The following is a 16,997-nucleotide window of genomic DNA, read 5'->3' as shown; positions in this document are numbered from 1 at the left end:
GGCTTACTTTTCTTTATGAAAACGATCTACAATGCGCGATATCGTTTCAGAAAAAGGAATAAAGCGAAGGTTTAAAGCTGTTTCAATTTTTTGTGAACTGTAGTTGCTTATTGTGTACATAGAATGCACAGTTTCTTTTAGTAATCTTCTTTTGTATCCAAATAACAGACTCCCAAAACTATCGACACTACTTGCTAATAATAATTTCCATTTTGCAATTTGCTTTTTAGGAGGTTTTTTATCAAATGCCACCGCTAGTACTGTAATGAGTTCTTGATAAGTTACATTGCTTTCAACAAGAATGTATCGTTCGTTTTCTATGGAGCTATCCATCAATAATTGTAGCGTGTGTACTACATCTTGAACATCAACAACACCTAAACTTCCTGAAGTGAAATAGGGAATTCCTTTATTTGCCATTTTAAATATGGTGCCACTTCCACTATCCCAAAATCCCGCACCTAAAATAACACCTGGGTTTACAATCACAGCAGATAGTCCTTCTTGTGTACCACGCCATACTTCCATTTCTGCGGCATATTTTGTGAGATTGTACACATTGTTTGTGGCGTCTGGATTAAAATCAACTTCTTCTGTAATAGGTGCGCCATCTGGAGTACTTCCTAGTGTTGCAATAGAACTTACATAACATAATTTTGTAATGTTGTGGAGTAACGATAGATTTACAATATTGGCAGTACCCTCTACATTTACCTTTTTTAAGGTTTGATAATTTCGTGGGTCAAAATCGATACGAGCTGCGCAGTGATATACATGTGTACAGTTTGCAAATGCTTTTTGAAGTGCTGGCACATCTGTAATATCTGCCTCTACCCATTCTATACTATTAAAAAGTGTTTTGGCATGTGCTGTTTCAGTATAATATCCAAAGACCTTTTCTACTTGAAACAAGTTGCTAGATGCTCTGTAAATAGCTCGAATTTTTGAGCCAGATGCTGCCAAAAAATAGAGCAGGTGACTTCCAACCAATCCAGTACCTCCAGTAACTAAAATCATCGCACTAAAATACGCTATTATGAGCGGTAAAAAAAGATGATTTATGTAAGTTTGCTGAAATTTTAGAGCGATGAATATTTCAGATTTTGTAGAAGAATTACAATGGCGTGGGATGGTACATGATGTGATGCCAGATACTCAAAAGCATTTACTTGAAACCATGCGAAGTGCCTATGTAGGTTTTGATCCTACTGCAGATTCACTACATATAGGGAACTTAGTACCTATTATGTTATTAGCATTTTTCCAGAAAGCTGGACATAAGCCAGTTGCTTTGGTTGGAGGTGCTACAGGTATGATTGGAGACCCTTCTGGAAAGTCAAGCGAACGTAATTTGTTAGATGAGGCTACCCTTAGACATAACCAAGACTGTGTGAGAAATCAATTGTCGCAATTTCTAGATTTTACATCTGGCGCAGCGAATGAAGCGGTAATGGTAAACAATTACGACTGGATGAAAGAATTCTCTTTTCTGGATTTTATTCGTGATGTAGGGAAGCATATTACCGTAAATTATATGATGGCAAAAGATTCTGTAAAGAATAGATTGTCTGGAGAAAATGCCGACGGAATGTCTTTTACAGAGTTTACCTACCAAATAGTACAAGGGTATGATTTTTTACACTTATACAAGAATAACAACTGCACCTTGCAAATGGGAGGTAGCGACCAGTGGGGAAATATCACCACTGGTACAGAACTTATTCGTCGTATTGGAGGCGGAAAAGGCTATGCGCTTACCTGTCCGTTAATCACCAAAAGCGATGGGAGTAAATTTGGAAAAAGCGAAGGAGGCAATGTTTGGTTAGATCCAAAGAGAACCTCGCCGTATAAGTTTTACCAATATTGGTTGAATACAAGCGATGAAGATGCAGCCAAGTATATCAAGATTTTTACCTTTTTGGATAAGGAGACGATTGATGGTATCATAGCAGATCACGAAGGACAGGAATATGCAAAAGGACTTCAAAAAAGATTGGCTCAAGAAGTAACAACAACAGTGCATGGGGCAGAAGCTTATGCAAAAGCGCAGGAAGCTTCTACTATTTTGTTTAGTAAAACGGCAGCAGAAGACATCAAAAAAATTGACGAAGACACATTTCTAAGTATTTTTGAAGGGGTGCCACAGGCAACCATAGCAAAAGGTGAATTAGAAAATGGCTTAGATATCATAGGAGCCTTAGCAGAGAAAACAGGATTTTTGAAATCGAATGGAGAAGCTAGAAGAGCACTCAAAGAAAACTCGGTTTCTGTAAATTTTTCTAAAGTAAAAGAAGGCCATGCCATTACTACTACAGATTTAATACATGATAAATTTATTTTGTTGCAAAGAGGTAAAAAGAATAAATATATTATTGAAGTAGCATAACCCTACTTAGTCGTATTTAAAACAAAAATGCCCAGACACTGTCTGGGCATTTCCTACATTAACTAACCAACCAATCATGAGTAAGGAGTATCTTCCTTTTTCATATCAATTACTATACTAGTCTTAGTTTTTTGAGTCTCCTTACAAAAAAAGGCTTTTTTTTATAAAAAATTTGTCACACTTGGGTAAGGTACTAATGCACTGATGAGTACTGCAATGCTATTTTTTACAATTAAGGTAATGCTTATTAAAATAGCTACCACTAGAATGGCCACAGCGATATTGTTTTGTTGAATTTCCCTAAACTCATTGACTCCTTTGGTGAGTATAGAAAACAATAAAAAGACGGCACCATTAATAATAACCGAAATAATAAAGCCTATAAATAAATAGAGGCCACTATACATTAATAAATCGGTAACACTCACGGCGGTTTCTTGACGAAGGGAAATGCGAACAACGTTGGTGATGGATGGTAAAATTTCAGAAAGAATCAACCCAATAGAAATAATAATTCCAGAAGTAAATATGGAAAAAGCCATATTGTTTTCTTTTACATCTAGGCTTTTAAAAAAAACTTGCTTGAGTATTTTGTACGATGCAAACATGATAAAGATGGCAAGTACTATAGAAAATAGAATTTCTAATAAAGCAAGGGTGAAAAGTTGTGAGTTCATAAAATGGTTATTTACTTGTGAGTACTATGTTCCAGTGAGAAACATCGTTTGTGGTGCTTGGTAATTCTCCAATGGGAAAATATTTTGCAGTTGTCTCCCAAAGGGTGTATGTTTTGCCTCTGTATTTTTTTTGTTTTCCAGAAGCGGGAATATTAAGTCCTAAAATAGAATGCCTGTAAAAATCACTATTGGCAATCGCTACATCGTAGTTAAAGTGTTTTAAAATGCTGTAAATAAGCACCGTCCTGGTGTCGCAATCTCCTTTTAAATTTTTAATAAAAGACACGGGGTTTTGAATTCCAAATGGGATATTACCAATACAACAATCTGGACAATCTTTTAGCACATACTTTATGTCATCTTCATAGTTATTTGCTGGCAAACAGGTTTCTTGGAACACAAAAGAATAGGGGATATCTTGCACGCAACTCACTACCATTTCTGCAAATTCCATCTGATTCAGATTCTTTTGCTCATGTACATTCGTAAACATTTGCATCACTAAATCTAAGCTAGAGGCATCTTTTTGCTCCATATGTTGGTACAAATCTCCCCAAAAATTTGTGTTGTTTCTTGGCGTGTATTGTTGCATGTAACCGCGAAGTCTTTTATAGTCATTAGCGCGAACCATGAGTTCTCCAGAGTAGGTATTACCAAAGTTGTCCTTCCATCGGCGGTTGCTTTTGTATACGGGAACGGTATCTTGTTGTTCTATGATATAATTTGTGGTAACCGTTTCTTCTTCTGTGAAAACAGCGTGATCTTGATGTGATAGATCAATTAAAAAAGAGCCTACAAATCGCAATCCTGCAAATAGAATACAAAGCACTACCACGTTGTTTATAATGGATTTTAGAGAAGGGATTCCTAAAATTTTATACGTAAATAGAATAGAAATGATAATAGCAATTACAACGGTAATACCTTCATGTAATCCAACAAAAAACTGCAATACACCAAAGGCAACAACGGCAAAAACAAACGTGAGAAATATCCACAGGCAGCCATTACTAAAATTTTGGTTGTTTTTTCTCATTATTGAATCATCAAGTTACATCCGCGAATGTCACTATCATCAAATCTACCTAAAATTTCAAAACTTCCATCAGGATGTATTTTTCCTAGGTCTTGGGTGGCGATAAATGAACAGGAATATTGATTTGCGAGATCTATTACATTAATACCGCCTGTTTTTCCAGCGACCCAAGAAAAAGGGTCTTCTGTATCTCTTGTGAGGATCTTCATCCATGGCGGACAGGTAAATATCCCTTCTCCTTTAGAGTATCCTTGAGAGAGTAACTCTGTCATGCCATATTCGCTGTGAATCGTAGTTAGGCCAAACCCTTTACAAAGCAGTTCATGAAGGGCTTCTTTAATGAGTTCTTTTCTTCTTCCTTTCATGCCGCCAGTTTCCATAACAATAGTATGCTTAAGCTCAAAGTTGTTTTTTTCTAAAAGGTCTAACAATGCATAAGAAACACCTATTAATAGTGTTTTCTTTTTCTGAAATTCTAAAGATCTTAGTGTAGTTGCTAGTTCCTCTAAATTATGGAGATAGAATCCACTCTTTGGTTGTTTGCTTTTTTTGATAAGGGCGTCTACCATATACACTAACGAAGAACCTTCTCTTTCAAGGTAATTTGGTAATAGTGCTAGTATGGTGTAATCTTCAATAGCATCGTATTGTTGTTTGAAAGCTTTTAAAAAGCTGGTTTCATATACCGAAATATCTGCAACGTAGTGCTTGCTTGTCATACTCCCTGTGGTGCCACTGCTTGAAAATGTTTTTTCTGAAGTCATTCCATTTGCAATGATAGCTTCCTGTTTAAAAAACTGAATGGGTAAAAAAGGAATGTCTTTTAGTTCTGAAATGGTATTGGGGTCAATTTTTAATAGCTCACAATACTTTCTATATACAGCCACATGCTCAAACTGAAATCTGAAAACCTGAAGTGTTTTCTCTTTAAATTCAGTTTCTGTTTGTATGTTAAAAATAGGTGTTGTGGGCATGTTAATATTTCCGAAGTGAATACCTCAAAAATACATAATTTAATGATGAGATTTATGGACAAAAAAAAGAGGCCGCCTTAAAAAAGACAGCCTCTTAAAAAGTTTTTTGTTTGCTTACTCAACAATCAACTTGGCAGCAGAAGTTGCTCCATTTTGAGTTGCTTTTACAATATACATTCCACTTGTTAAAGCTTCAATGTTTACACGAGTTGCATCTTGAGTCGCTAATACTTCTTTTCCTAATAAGTCAAAGATTTGTACAGCAATTGTTGCATTGTTTGCAGCACGAAGCTCGATGTGAGTATTCGCCGGGTTAGGAGTCATTACAAACCCTTCAATAAGGTTGTCGTTTGTACCTAAACTATCTCCAAAATCACTTAGTTTTCTAGCAGTGATAAAATAAGAACCATTGTCACGCTCTGTAATAATACCAGATACTAGTAAAGTGTTTATGGTTGGTACATCTCCACCAATGTAATCTGCATCAAAGAAAGAAGTTCTAAAGATATAGTCTCCTCCACCTGTTATCATTTGGTACTCAGTACCAGTAATCCATGTTGGGTTTGTTGCAGCATCTATGATGGTGTTAGAATTGATACGTACATACTCAGATTCGTAGTCATTTGGGTTTGCATTTAAGTCGTCTGCTTGAACCAATTGAGGAACAACAGCGTTTCCTGTAGAAGAAGCAGCGATGTCCATGTTTGGTCTAAACTGCATCATTCCTTGGAATTCTCCTAGTGTACCAGAAAGTCCAGTAATACCATCACCTTCTACTAAAGCAGTAGTGATAACACCATTATTATCATCAATTAAGATAGCTGCAGTAGCATCTTCGATAAATTTCTGTCCTCTAAATTCTTGTACAAATGTTACGATTGCTTCTCCAGAAAGTGTGTATTCATTTCCAATAACTCCAGCTCTTAATTCTGCAATAGTAGCTACAGTTGCAGCAGGCTCACAGGTTGGAGCATTAATAGTGTTTGAAATATCACAAGTAGTACTTGTTACTGTGTAACTGAAATCAACACCTTCGTCTACTCCAGTGATTGTAATTTCTCCTTCATCCATAGTAGATGGGTTGTCACCACCAATAGTACCATCAGTAGCATTGATTGTGTATGTTTCGGTTCCACCACCTGTAAAGTTTAATGTCGTTGTGTAGGTATCTGTACCAGGAGTTACAGTGTCACACGTTACACTTACTACAAATACACTTAAAGGACATACTCCAGAACAGTCTATGTTTGCTGCTCTTGGGGTTGGTGTACCTGCACAAAAGTTGCCAGTAGAGAAATCGTATTGAATAGATTCTACATCTTTCATTCCGTTAGCATTCTCATCCCATTGCGTTGTTTGGTTTAATCCCATTAATAATTCCATATCATCATCATCACTTGTTCCATACACAACTGCGTTAATTAAGTTTGCGTTTGTTACGGGAGTATCATCAGGGAAATTAGCTGCTGAATCTTGGTAGATAGCAATAGCATCTGCACCATTTTGGATAGTATTATCTGGTCCAATTGTTATATCTGCATCAGTAAAAAGGTCTCCTCCAATAAGAAAATATCCATTCGCATCTGATGTAAATCCCGTAAGGTCTATGGTTCTGTAACTTTCATTATCACTTCCATTGTAAAAAACAACAATGAAACCGTCTAATGAAAAATTATCAGATCCTGTTAATATCTCTACAAACTCCATCTCGTCTGTTCCAGTTTGATCGGCATCAATCTCTACAATTTGCAAAGAAAAACCTTCGTTTGACGGGTTTGTAACTGCTTGTTGCGCAAATGTTAAGGTTGTAAAAACAAGCGCAAGTAGTAACGTAATTTTTTTCATTATAATATAAGGTTTAAATTTTGCGCAAAGATACTAAATTAGAGATCTTTAAAAGGAGATTATTTTAATTATTTAACGATAGCTTAATATTGGTTCTATTCTGCCTTTATATCTTTAAAAAATTATAATTTTACAGTACACTTGTTGCTGTATTTATTCAATACGATGAAAAAGAAAGATACCACCATTTTATTAGTTGATGATGAACCAGATATTCTAGAAATTATAGGATATAACTTATCTGCGGAGGGCTACAACGTAATTACTGCCGAGAATGGTATCGTTGCTATTACAAAAGCAAAGAAGCACAAACCTCAATTAATCATCTTGGATGTAATGATGCCAGAAATGGATGGTATTGAGGCCTGTGAAAAACTAAGAACCATACCTGAGCTATCTGAAACGGTGATTACTTTCTTAACCGCTCGAGGAGAAGACTATTCTCAAGTTGCAGGTTTTGATGCTGGTGCAGACGATTATATCACAAAACCAATTAAACCAAAAGTGCTTACTAGTAAAGTTAAATCGTTGTTACGAAGATTCAAAACCCAAGAAGAGCCACAGACTACTATTAAAATTGGAAATATTACAATCGATAGAGAAGGGTATAAGATTTTTGTTGGCAAAGAAGAAATGGTATTGCCAAGAAAGGAGTTCGAATTATTATCCTTGTTAGCCTCCAAACCGGGAAAAGTTTTTAAGCGTGAAGATATTCTCGATCGCGTTTGGGGAAACGATGTTGTTGTTGGCGGACGTACTATCGATGTTCATATTCGTAAACTGCGAGAAAAAATAGGGGATAATGCCTTTAAAACAATTAAGGGTGTAGGCTATAAGTTTGTGGTATAATGTTTAAAAAACTAAATAGAACATACCGTTTCGCAACCCTTACTGCAACGTATATAACCATAGTGCTTAGCATCTTGTTGAGCATTTTTTTTTACACCACTTCGAATGGTAACGTTTGGTATGTAATTGTTTTTGCACTTTGTTGTTTTGTAATTTGTTTTGGATTGATACAACACAGGCTAGAGAAATTTATTTACAACCGTATTAAAAAAATATACGATGATGTTTCACTGCTAGATGCTACCTCTTTTAGTGAAAAGAAAATTTCTACAGATATGGAAACCCTTACTGCTGAGGTAGGCCGTTTTGCAGAAAACAAAAAAATTGAGATTGAAACCTTAAAAATCAGAGAAAACTACCGTAAAGAATTTATCGGTAATGTCTCTCATGAACTTAAAACCCCATTGTTCACAGTACAGGGTTATATCTTAACCTTGTTAGACGGCGCCTATAAAGACAAGTCTGTAAGAAAAAAATATTTGAAACGAGCCAATAAAGGTGTGGAGCGATTGCTTTACATCATCAAAGATCTTGATATGATCACCAAGTTAGAGGCCGGCGGACTTACCCTAGAGAAAGAAAATTTCAATATCATTAAACTCATCAAGAACGTATTTGATTTGTTAGAGATGAAAGCCGCTAAGAAGAATATATCCTTGGTGTTTGATATCGATTATAAAGAAAGTATAAAAGTGTATGGAGATCAAGAGCGCCTCCAACAAGTGCTTACTAATCTTATTGTAAACTCGATAAAATATGGTAAAAAGGATGGCACTACCGAGGTAAGTGTGGAGCACCTTATAAAAAATAAAGTCATTATTAGAGTCACAGACAATGGCGAAGGGATTGAACAAGAGCATATGCCTCGATTGTTTGAACGTTTTTACAGAGTAGACAAAAGTGGTTCCAGAAAAGAAGGGGGTAGTGGTTTAGGACTGGCTATCGTAAAGCATATTATCGATGCCCATGATGAGAAAATCTATGTGGAGAGTCAGCATGGTATTGGTTCAGAATTCTCATTTACCATGGAAAAGTCCAAATAAGGATTCAAAATCTTGATCTGTTTGGTTCATTGAAAATCCTTTATACTGTGCTATTTCGTCTATTTTTTCTTTTCTGAAATATTCTTGGCTACTATAAGGTAGCACACCATGTTCCTGTAATCTTTTTGCCAAATACTCTTGCTCGTACTGTCCAGGTGTGGGTACAAAAAATGCCTTTTTATCCAATACCGAAAGATCCATAATGGTCGTGTAACCAGATCTACAAATAATCAATTCACTTTGGTTCATACACGTTTCGAGTGCAGCTGTTTGTAAATAATTAACAGCAACTATGTTGCCAAAATGCCTTTTAGTTTCTATTGCTTCAACAACACCGCGAACCATAAAAATAGCCCTAGGATCGTTTTTAAATTCGTTGATGAGTTGGGTTTCAAAAATGCTGCGTTGCGGTTCTGGGCCAGAAAGTAATAGCAAGAGATCGTATTTTTTTGGCAACTCTTTTGGGGCCATTCTACTTAGCGGACCTATATATAGTACAGGCAATTTTATAGTGTTACCGTGTCCAAGAATACCGCTTAAATTCTGTGGTCCTGCATGATCTGGCACCCAGCATTGTGTGAACCTTTTTATAAGGCGTTGGTGCATCCAGCTTGATAGTTTTGAGGTGCTACCACTTAGCACGTTTAGTTGGTGTGTCAAAAAAACAGAGGGCACTTTTTTATGTCGTATTCCCCAACGGTTGTCACTTATAATGCCTTGTATATTGTACTGGGCTACCAGTTTTGCTACTTCTTTCTTTTCTTTTGAAATAGTTTTTAAAATATGCGGCATTTTAAGCAGCATCATAGTTTTAAAAAACCGACCCTTCTTGGAATACTTGATGTTATAAGAGGGCAGTGTACATGTGTTTATAGTAGGAAATTCTTTTTGCAGCAATTGCAAAGCAGCGCCATCACTTGCTATAAGAACTTTAAAATTATGGGCAAGGAGCGCATTAATGATGGGAATGCAACGTGTAGCATGTCCTAAGCCCCAGTTAAGAGGTGCTACTAAAATTGTTTTTGGTTGCATCATAAAACAAAAGTACTAATAATTGTCACTGCGTTATATTTCCTTAATTTTGCTAAAAAAATATAGTTTGGGTAGTAAAAATAAATTAAAACGATTTAAAGAGAATGACACCTTTGCCAATGTAGTACAACCTACAAGAGAAGAGGCTGTAAACGATGGTCTAAATTTAAAAGGAAATTGGAACAAAAACTTTTTTAAAAACAACAAACCTATTGTTTTGGAATTGGGTTGTGGTAAGGGAGAATATTCTGTTAATCTAGCCAAAATGTATCCAGAAAAGAACTTTTTGGGAGTCGATATAAAAGGCGCTAGGTTTTGGAGAGGTGCTAAAACTGCTCTTGAAGAAGGATTGGATAATGTTGGATTTTTAAGAACCCAAATAGAACTCATAGATGGTCTTTTTGATGAAAATGAAGTCGATGAGATTTGGATTACTTTCCCAGACCCTCAAATAAAATACAAACGAACCAAACATAGATTGACTAACGAAGACTTTCTTAACAAGTACAAAAAAATCTTAAAGAAAGATGGCCTCATGCATCTTAAAACAGATAGTGAATTTATGCATGGCTATACCCTTGGGTTGCTGCATGGCTTACGATTGCCTATCGAGTTTGCACATCATGATGTGTATGGTATAGGAGACGAAGCACCCAAAGAAGTAACAAGCATTCAAACCTTTTATGAAAGTCAGTATCTAGAAGTAGGTAAAAAAATCACCTATATTAGATTTCGTTTTTCTTCTTAAAAAAAGCGTATCTTGACCGAGTACTTATGACGATACTTTTCAATTTTGTTATTGGTTTTACAGCTGCCTTTATAGGGGTGATACCTCCTGGTTTACTCAATATGTCAGCAGCTAAAATAAGTATGAAAGAAGGCAGAAGAAATGCCATGCTTTTTTCTTTAGGTGTATGCGTTACGGTGATGCTACAAACCTATATTGCCTTATTATTTGCAAGATACCTAGATAAAAACCCCGAAATCATTGAAACCCTACAACAGGTAGCTTTGGGTATTTTTATTTGTTTAACCATCTATTTCTTTTTTATTGCCAAAGACACACGCAGAGATGTGCCCAAAGATTTGGTAAGCAAATCTAAAAAAAGACGTTTTTTTGGCGGTATTTTTATTGCCCTACTTAATGTCTTGCCATTGCCGTATTGGGTGTATATAAGCGTTACGTTTTCTGTCTTTGGATGGTTTTCGTTTGGTACGCCAGAATTGTTGGCTGCCGTATTCGCTTCTGGGTTAGGAACCTTTATTATGCTCGCGTTATACATTCAGTTTTTTAAGCGAAAAGAAACCTCACAAAACACCCCGCCTAAAGTAAATATGAACTACATTATTGGTGGCATTACTGCCATTATTTCATTGATTACGGCATTTAAAATCTTTAAGGATTTGTAGTATGGAAGAGCTGTCTTTTTTTCAAAAAGTGTATCAGGTGGCGGCTCAAATCCCTTGTGGTAGAGTGACCAGTTATGGTGCCATTGCCAAGTATTTAGGTGCCTCCGGAAGTGCCAGAATGGTAGGTTGGGCTATGAATGCTAGTAAAAAGCAAGAAGACGTCCAAGCGCACCGCGTGGTAAATAAAAAAGGCTTGCTCACAGGGAAACATCATTTTGAAGGCACTACCCTAATGCAGCAGTTATTAGAATCTGAAGGGATTGAAGTGGTGAATCATCAAATTCAAAACTTAGAGACCCATTTTTGGGATCCTAGCCTAGAATTGCCCCCTATCAATAGCAGGGGTATTTAACAATAGTTGTTTTTTTAAAGGTTTCTGAAATACTCATATTTCCGAAGTAATTGCTATAAAAACAATCGTTATAGACCCATAAATCATTTCAATAGCAGCCCTTTCTTTTCTTAAGTTTTACGAGTATCTTTGTACTTTAGAATCAATCTAAATATAGAAAAAGAAGTGTTGATGAAATTGAATAAAGGAGACATCCTAAAAGCCCTGGAAACCATTACCATAGCTGGAGCAGGAGAGAATATGGTAGCAAGTGGTGCCGTGACCAATGTAATGACCTTTGCAGATGAAGTAGTGGTTGATATCACCATGGCAACGCCAGCACTGCACATTAAAAAGCGTGCTGAGGCAGATATTATTAAAACCATTCATGAAAAAGTGTCTAGTGAAGCTAAAGTACAGGTGAACATCAAGGTGCAGGCTCCTGAAAAAAAGGAAAATCCAAACCTTATTAAAGGAAAACCAGTACCAGGGATTAAAAATATTATTGCGGTAGCTTCTGGAAAAGGAGGCGTTGGGAAGTCAACAGTAACCGCTAATTTGGCGATTACCCTTTCTAAAATGGGTTTTAAAGTAGGCGTATTGGATGCCGATATTTATGGACCTTCTGTACCCATCATGTTTGATGTAGCGAGAGAGCGACCTTTATCGGTTACGGTAGATGGGAAAAGTAAAATGAAACCAGTAGAAAATTACGGCGTTAAAGTATTGTCTATTGGATTTTTCACAAAACCAGATCAAGCAGTAATTTGGAGAGGACCTATGGCAGCCAAAGCTTTAAATCAATTAATTTTTGATGCGGCTTGGGGAGAACTCGATTTTATGTTATTGGATCTTCCTCCAGGAACGGGTGATATTCATTTAAGTATCATGCAATCGTTGCCTATTACGGGTGCTGTGGTTGTAAGTACACCGCAAACAGTGGCTTTGGCAGATGCTAAAAAGGGAGTGGCAATGTTTCAACAAGAAAGCATTGATGTGCCTGTGTTAGGAATCATTGAGAATATGGCCTATTTTACACCACCAGAATTACCAGAGAATAAATACTATATTTTCGGAAAAGAAGGTGCAAAGCATTTAGCAGAAGATTTAAACACACCTTTTCTAGGAGAGTTGCCTTTAGTGCAAAGCATAAGAGAAGCTGGAGATGCAGGTCATCCTGCAGCTCTACAAACAGGTACAGCCATTGAAGATGCTTTCATTGAAATTACCAAGAATGTAGTGAGTGAAACCGTAAAAAGAAATAAAAACTTGCCTCCTACCGAAGCAATTCAAATTACTACTATGGCAGGATGTAGTGCTGTAAAATAAGACTATGGAACAACAAGATTTAGTGACAAAAGTAGAAACAGCTTTAGATGAAATCCGTCCCTTTTTACAAAGTGATGGCGGAGACATATCTCTTCTTGGAATTGAAGAGGGCACCATTGTTAAGGTACAATTGCAAGGAGCTTGTGTAGGGTGCAGCGTTAACCAAATGACTTTGAAAAGCGGTGTAGAGATGACCATAAAGAAGCATGCTCCTCAAATTGAAAAAGTGATAAACGTAGAAGCGTAATATTGATGTATATCATTTTACAAAGCAAGAATTTAGAATAGTTTTACGAGCGAAATAGCGATTTAAGTACATGATTAAAACAGATATACTAATAATTGGTGCAGGACCTACGGGTCTTTTTACTGTTTTTGAAGCAGGATTATTAAAGTTAAAATGCCACCTTATTGATGCATTACCACAGCCTGGTGGACAATGTAGCGAAATTTATCCCAAAAAACCTATTTACGATATTCCTGCATTTCCTGAAATATTAGCGGGTGATTTAGTATCTAATTTAATGAAACAAATTGAACCGTTTCAGCCCGGATTTACCTTGGGTGAACGCGCTCAAACTATTGAAAAGCAGGAAGACGGATCTTTTATAGTAACAACCAATAAAGGAACCCAACACCATGCTCCAATAGTCGCTATTGCAGGAGGTCTTGGCAGTTTTGAACCAAGAAAGCCACCCATAGCAAACATTACTGAATTTGAAGATGCTGGGGTTGCCTACATTATCAGAGACCCAGAAGTATACAGAGATAAAGACGTAGTGATTGCTGGTGGTGGAGACTCTGCTTTAGATTGGAGTATCTTTTTAGCCGATGTTGCTTCAAGTGTGACCTTAGTGCATAGAAGAAATGAATTTAGAGGCGCCTTAGATTCTGTTGAGAAAGTACAAGAATTAAAAGATCAAGGTAAAATAGATCTCATTACACCTGCCGAAATTGTTGATATCGTTGGCGATACTCATGTAAAAGGTGTGATGATAAAACAAGGTGATACCATTACAGAAAAACCATGTGACAACTTTATACCTTTATTTGGCTTGGCACCAAAATTAGGTCCTATAGCAGACTGGGGACTTGAGATTGAAAAGAATGCCATTAAAGTAGACAATACCTTAGATTACCAAACAAACATACCTGGTATATATGCAATTGGTGATGTGAATACCTATCCTGGAAAATTAAAGCTTATTTTATGTGGTTTCCATGAAGCAACTTTAATGTGTCAGAGTGCCTACCAAAGAATTTTCCCTGACAAAAGATATGTTATGAAATATACAACGGTTGGAGGTGTAGAGGGCTTTGACGGAACGAAAAAAGAAGCTCCAAAAGCCGTGGTAAAAGCAATTAATTAATCGCTATGGAAAACCCAGACATTATACTACACATAACAGATCGAGAAGGCGCAGTACATGAAGTGAAAGCGCCAACCGATATGAATATGAACTTAATGGAAGTGATTCGCTCTTATGAATTAGCTCCAGAGGGGACTATAGGAATTTGTGGTGGTATGGCCATGTGTGCTTCTTGCCAGTGTTATATAGAAAGTGAACATGATCTCCCTGAAATGAGTGATGACGAAGATGCCATGCTTGCCGAAGCTTTTTATGTACAAGACAATAGCAGGCTTGGTTGTCAGTTACACATACACCCAGAACTAGAGGGATTAAAAGTAACCATAGCTCCAGAGTAGTAGGAAAATTAGTACAATTAAAATATAATTGTATATTTACAATCCCCTAATTTACTGAATGTTGTGAGACTACTACAAATTTTAACCTATCTGTGCCTATTATTCTGTGCTGTGATTTCTGCACATTCACAAGAGATAGAGAAACTTCAAGATAATTTTAAGAATGCTATTTCCCCAGAAGAAAAAGCAAAAGCCCTCGGTGATATTGGTGATTATTATGCTTCGAAAGAAGTCTATTATGACAGTGCTTATTTTTATACTGAGAAATCACTTGAAATTGCTCAAAAAGAAAAACTTACAGGACATGAAATTCGAGCGATATTCAATCTAGGTTTCATAAATAATGAAGTAGGTAAAAGAACAAAAGCGATAGGTAATTATGAAGATGCTATTGACTTACTCCTTACATTGGAAATAAATACTACTTTAGGAAATGCATATAACAACCTTGGAGCTGTAAATTTTGAAATTGGAGCTTATGATAAAGCAGAAGTGAACTACAGGAAATCTTTGGAGGTTGCAAATCATTTGAAAGATACCGTAGGGCAAGCAGTATGTTACATGAATATTGGAGAAGTAAATTACATTCAAAAAGATTTACTAGCCTCTAAGGAAAATTTTGAAAAATCTAAGTCAATGCTAGCATCAGCTAATGTTGATTTTCCTACCATTCATCTTTTCTATTCCAGAACTTTGTTTGAATTAGGAGAACTAGAAAAAGCTAAGAAAGAGGCATTTGCTTCACTAAAGCAAGCTAAACAATCGGAATCAATAAAATATATTTCTGAAGCTTCGCAACTATTGGCTCAAATTTTTGAAAAGGAGAATGATTTTAAAAATGCTTTTGAATATCAAAAACAGTACATTGCTTACAATGAAACTTTGAATGAGGCAAAAGAGCTAAATGAAATTGAAAAATTAAAACTCAATTTTGAGCTAAAAGAAAAGAAAGAAGAAATTGCAGTAATATCGCAACGCAATAAATATCAAAACATTATTGCTGTATTGGCAGCAGCTGGTTTGTCACTCCTGGTAGTGCTTATTTTTAGGCAACGTAAGATTGTAAGAATGACTAAAAATATTCATGACATTCAAAAAAGATTAGTAGAGACAGAATTAAAAAATAGAGAGCAAATTGCCTTGAAAAATGCCACAGGTTTTGAAGCTGCAATCTCACAAGATTTAGAGTGAATCTATCTAATCTATTATACACTTTTTGTACCTTTAGATGCATAAATATATGGTATCAAAATCTAAATACTTCACTTTTTTTATAGTGCTATTATGTAGTACTATTTCTGTTTTAGGCCAACACAAAGTTGTTGATAGCCTTAGACAGCAATTACTTACAACAGAAGTTTTAGAGGATAAAGCGAGGCTCTATGGTGATATGGCTAAGGCATTTATCAATACACAAGTATATAACGACAGTAGTTATTTTTATAACAACAAATCGTATGAAATTGCTCTAGAAATAGAAAATAGTGAATTAGAGGGAAGAGCCTTATTTAATTTTGGGATGATCTATAATAATTTAGGAGATTATGATCTCGCATTATCTTATTATCTTAAAGCATTAAACTTCTATGAAGGAACAAGTAATTATGTGAACCAAAGTGTTCTAAATAGTAGTATTGCTGCTTTATATTACAATAAGAAGGATTATAGTTCTTCCAAATCGTATTTTGAGAAAGCCATTCGATTTTCAGAAGTTGAAGAAGACTCGATAGGTATTTTAATTGATTATGTAAATCTAGCTGAAGTTACCTATAAATTAGATGATTTTTTGAAAGCAAAAAAACACATTGAATATGCATTTTTGATCTCCGAAAAAACCAAAGTGGAATTCCCTCAAATGTATGTTACTCGCGGTAATATTTTATTTCATTTTGATAGCTTGTCAAAAAGCAAAGATTATGCTTTACAAGGAAATAGAATGGCAAAAGCTGAGGGAAATATATCGAGTGTAATGGAGGCTAATGATTTGTTATATCAAATAGCATATAAATCAAAAGATTATAAAGAAGCCGTCCATTATTTCGAAGATTTCAAAAAATATGATGATAGCCTGAATCGGTCTAAAGAAATAAATGAAATAGAAAAGTTGAAACTTAATTTTGAGCTCAAGAAAAAGGAAGAGACCTTAGCGTATATTTCAAAACAAAATAAATATCAAAATATCATTTACGTCTTGGGTTTTGTAGGATTGGGTTTATTAATCTTATTGATATTTAGACAGCGAAAGATTGTACGTATGACAGAAGATATGCATACCATTCAAACCGATTTGTTGAAATCTGAAATAAAGCAAAGAACAGATTTAAAAAACGCTACAAGTTTTGACGCAACCCTAGAGCAGGATAAAGAATTATTATAG

The 16,997-nt window shown here is 35.8% G+C and carries 18 protein-coding genes; 12 read left to right on the top strand and 6 right to left on the bottom strand.

The features are described 5' to 3' along the window. Positions 1 to 3 precede the first annotated feature (3 nt). Positions 4 to 1,017, bottom strand: coding sequence for an NAD-dependent epimerase/dehydratase family protein (locus tag ACY2RS_RS13320; protein WP_490099162.1), 1,014 nt, complete (start codon positions 1,015 to 1,017; stop codon positions 4 to 6). A 70-nt stretch (positions 1,018 to 1,087) separates the two neighbouring features. On the opposite strand from ACY2RS_RS13320, the gene tyrS reads away from it, so the two are divergent. Further along, on the top strand, positions 1,088 to 2,386 hold the full coding sequence (gene tyrS, locus ACY2RS_RS13315; protein WP_490099161.1) for a tyrosine--tRNA ligase: 1,299 nt from the start codon (positions 1,088 to 1,090) through the stop codon (positions 2,384 to 2,386). Positions 2,387 to 2,547: 161 nt separating this feature from the next. Here the strand turns inward: tyrS and ACY2RS_RS13310 are convergent, their stop codons facing one another. The 4 genes from ACY2RS_RS13310 to ACY2RS_RS13295 form a co-directional block, all read right to left on the bottom strand. Next, positions 2,548 to 3,063, bottom strand: a complete 516-nt coding sequence (locus ACY2RS_RS13310) for a DUF350 domain-containing protein (protein WP_490099160.1) — start codon at positions 3,061 to 3,063, stop codon at positions 2,548 to 2,550. A gap of 7 nt (positions 3,064 to 3,070) precedes the next feature. After that, positions 3,071 to 4,099 (bottom strand): hypothetical protein, encoded by a 1,029-nt coding sequence (locus ACY2RS_RS13305; RefSeq protein WP_490099159.1) that lies wholly within the window; start codon positions 4,097 to 4,099, stop codon positions 3,071 to 3,073. Next, the gene (locus tag ACY2RS_RS13300) at positions 4,099 to 5,073 is read right to left on the bottom strand and encodes a LuxE/PaaK family acyltransferase (RefSeq protein ID WP_490099158.1); all 975 of its coding nucleotides are present in this window, start codon (positions 5,071 to 5,073) and stop codon (positions 4,099 to 4,101) included. Before ACY2RS_RS13300 ends, ACY2RS_RS13305 begins: the two co-directional genes overlap by 1 nt. A gap of 114 nt (positions 5,074 to 5,187) precedes the next feature. Further along, on the bottom strand, positions 5,188 to 6,918 hold the full coding sequence (locus ACY2RS_RS13295; RefSeq protein ID WP_490099157.1) for a T9SS type A sorting domain-containing protein: 1,731 nt from the start codon (positions 6,916 to 6,918) through the stop codon (positions 5,188 to 5,190). Between the two features lie 165 nt (positions 6,919 to 7,083). Here ACY2RS_RS13295 and ACY2RS_RS13290 point away from each other — a divergent pair, with 165 nt between their 5' ends. Both ACY2RS_RS13290 and ACY2RS_RS13285 read left to right on the top strand, forming a co-directional pair. Continuing rightward, on the top strand, positions 7,084 to 7,767 hold the full coding sequence (locus ACY2RS_RS13290; protein ID WP_490099156.1) for a response regulator transcription factor: 684 nt from the start codon (positions 7,084 to 7,086) through the stop codon (positions 7,765 to 7,767). Then, on the top strand, positions 7,767 to 8,810 hold the full coding sequence (locus ACY2RS_RS13285; protein WP_490099155.1) for a sensor histidine kinase: 1,044 nt from the start codon (positions 7,767 to 7,769) through the stop codon (positions 8,808 to 8,810). Before ACY2RS_RS13290 ends, ACY2RS_RS13285 begins: the two co-directional genes overlap by 1 nt. On the opposite strand, the gene ACY2RS_RS13280 is transcribed toward ACY2RS_RS13285, so the two are convergent. Then, complete coding sequence (locus ACY2RS_RS13280) at positions 8,784 to 9,845, bottom strand: glycosyltransferase (protein ID WP_490099154.1); 1,062 nt, start codon at positions 9,843 to 9,845, stop codon at positions 8,784 to 8,786. The genes ACY2RS_RS13285 and ACY2RS_RS13280 overlap by 27 nt on opposite strands. A 64-nt stretch (positions 9,846 to 9,909) precedes the next feature. Here ACY2RS_RS13280 and trmB point away from each other — a divergent pair, with 64 nt between their 5' ends. The 9 genes from trmB to ACY2RS_RS13235 all read left to right on the top strand — a co-directional run bounded on the left by trmB (position 9,910) and on the right by ACY2RS_RS13235 (position 16,997). Further along, entirely contained in the window at positions 9,910 to 10,590 is a 681-nt protein-coding gene (gene trmB / locus ACY2RS_RS13275) for a tRNA (guanosine(46)-N7)-methyltransferase TrmB (RefSeq protein ID WP_490099153.1), read from the top strand. A gap of 26 nt (positions 10,591 to 10,616) precedes the next feature. Then, the gene (locus tag ACY2RS_RS13270) at positions 10,617 to 11,252 is read left to right on the top strand and encodes a LysE family transporter (protein WP_490099152.1); all 636 of its coding nucleotides are present in this window, start codon (positions 10,617 to 10,619) and stop codon (positions 11,250 to 11,252) included. Position 11,253: 1 nt separating this feature from the next. Next, on the top strand, positions 11,254 to 11,604 hold the full coding sequence (locus ACY2RS_RS13265; RefSeq protein ID WP_490099151.1) for an MGMT family protein: 351 nt from the start codon (positions 11,254 to 11,256) through the stop codon (positions 11,602 to 11,604). A 171-nt stretch (positions 11,605 to 11,775) separates the two neighbouring features. After that, positions 11,776 to 12,912, top strand: coding sequence for an Mrp/NBP35 family ATP-binding protein (locus ACY2RS_RS13260; protein ID WP_490099150.1), 1,137 nt, complete (start codon positions 11,776 to 11,778; stop codon positions 12,910 to 12,912). A 4-nt stretch (positions 12,913 to 12,916) separates the two neighbouring features. After that, positions 12,917 to 13,159 (top strand): NifU family protein, encoded by a 243-nt coding sequence (locus tag ACY2RS_RS13255; protein WP_490099149.1) that lies wholly within the window; start codon positions 12,917 to 12,919, stop codon positions 13,157 to 13,159. Positions 13,160 to 13,229: 70 nt separating this feature from the next. Further along, positions 13,230 to 14,282 (top strand): NAD(P)/FAD-dependent oxidoreductase, encoded by a 1,053-nt coding sequence (locus ACY2RS_RS13250; RefSeq protein ID WP_490099148.1) that lies wholly within the window; start codon positions 13,230 to 13,232, stop codon positions 14,280 to 14,282. Between the two features lie 5 nt (positions 14,283 to 14,287). Beyond that, positions 14,288 to 14,620, top strand: a complete 333-nt coding sequence (locus ACY2RS_RS13245; RefSeq protein WP_490099147.1) for a 2Fe-2S iron-sulfur cluster-binding family protein — start codon at positions 14,288 to 14,290, stop codon at positions 14,618 to 14,620. Between the two features lie 63 nt (positions 14,621 to 14,683). After that, positions 14,684 to 15,811: a tetratricopeptide repeat protein gene (locus ACY2RS_RS13240; protein WP_490099146.1), complete on the top strand. Its 1,128-nt coding sequence runs from the start codon at positions 14,684 to 14,686 to the stop codon at positions 15,809 to 15,811. Positions 15,812 to 15,848: 37 nt separating this feature from the next. Further along, positions 15,849 to 16,997 (top strand): tetratricopeptide repeat protein, encoded by a 1,149-nt coding sequence (locus ACY2RS_RS13235; RefSeq protein ID WP_490099145.1) that lies wholly within the window; start codon positions 15,849 to 15,851, stop codon positions 16,995 to 16,997.

The organism is Patiriisocius sp. 208BN25-11 (genome assembly GCF_058147145.1).
Note: the sequence above shows the minus strand (reverse complement) of the source record. Positions and strands in the feature narration are given on the sequence as shown.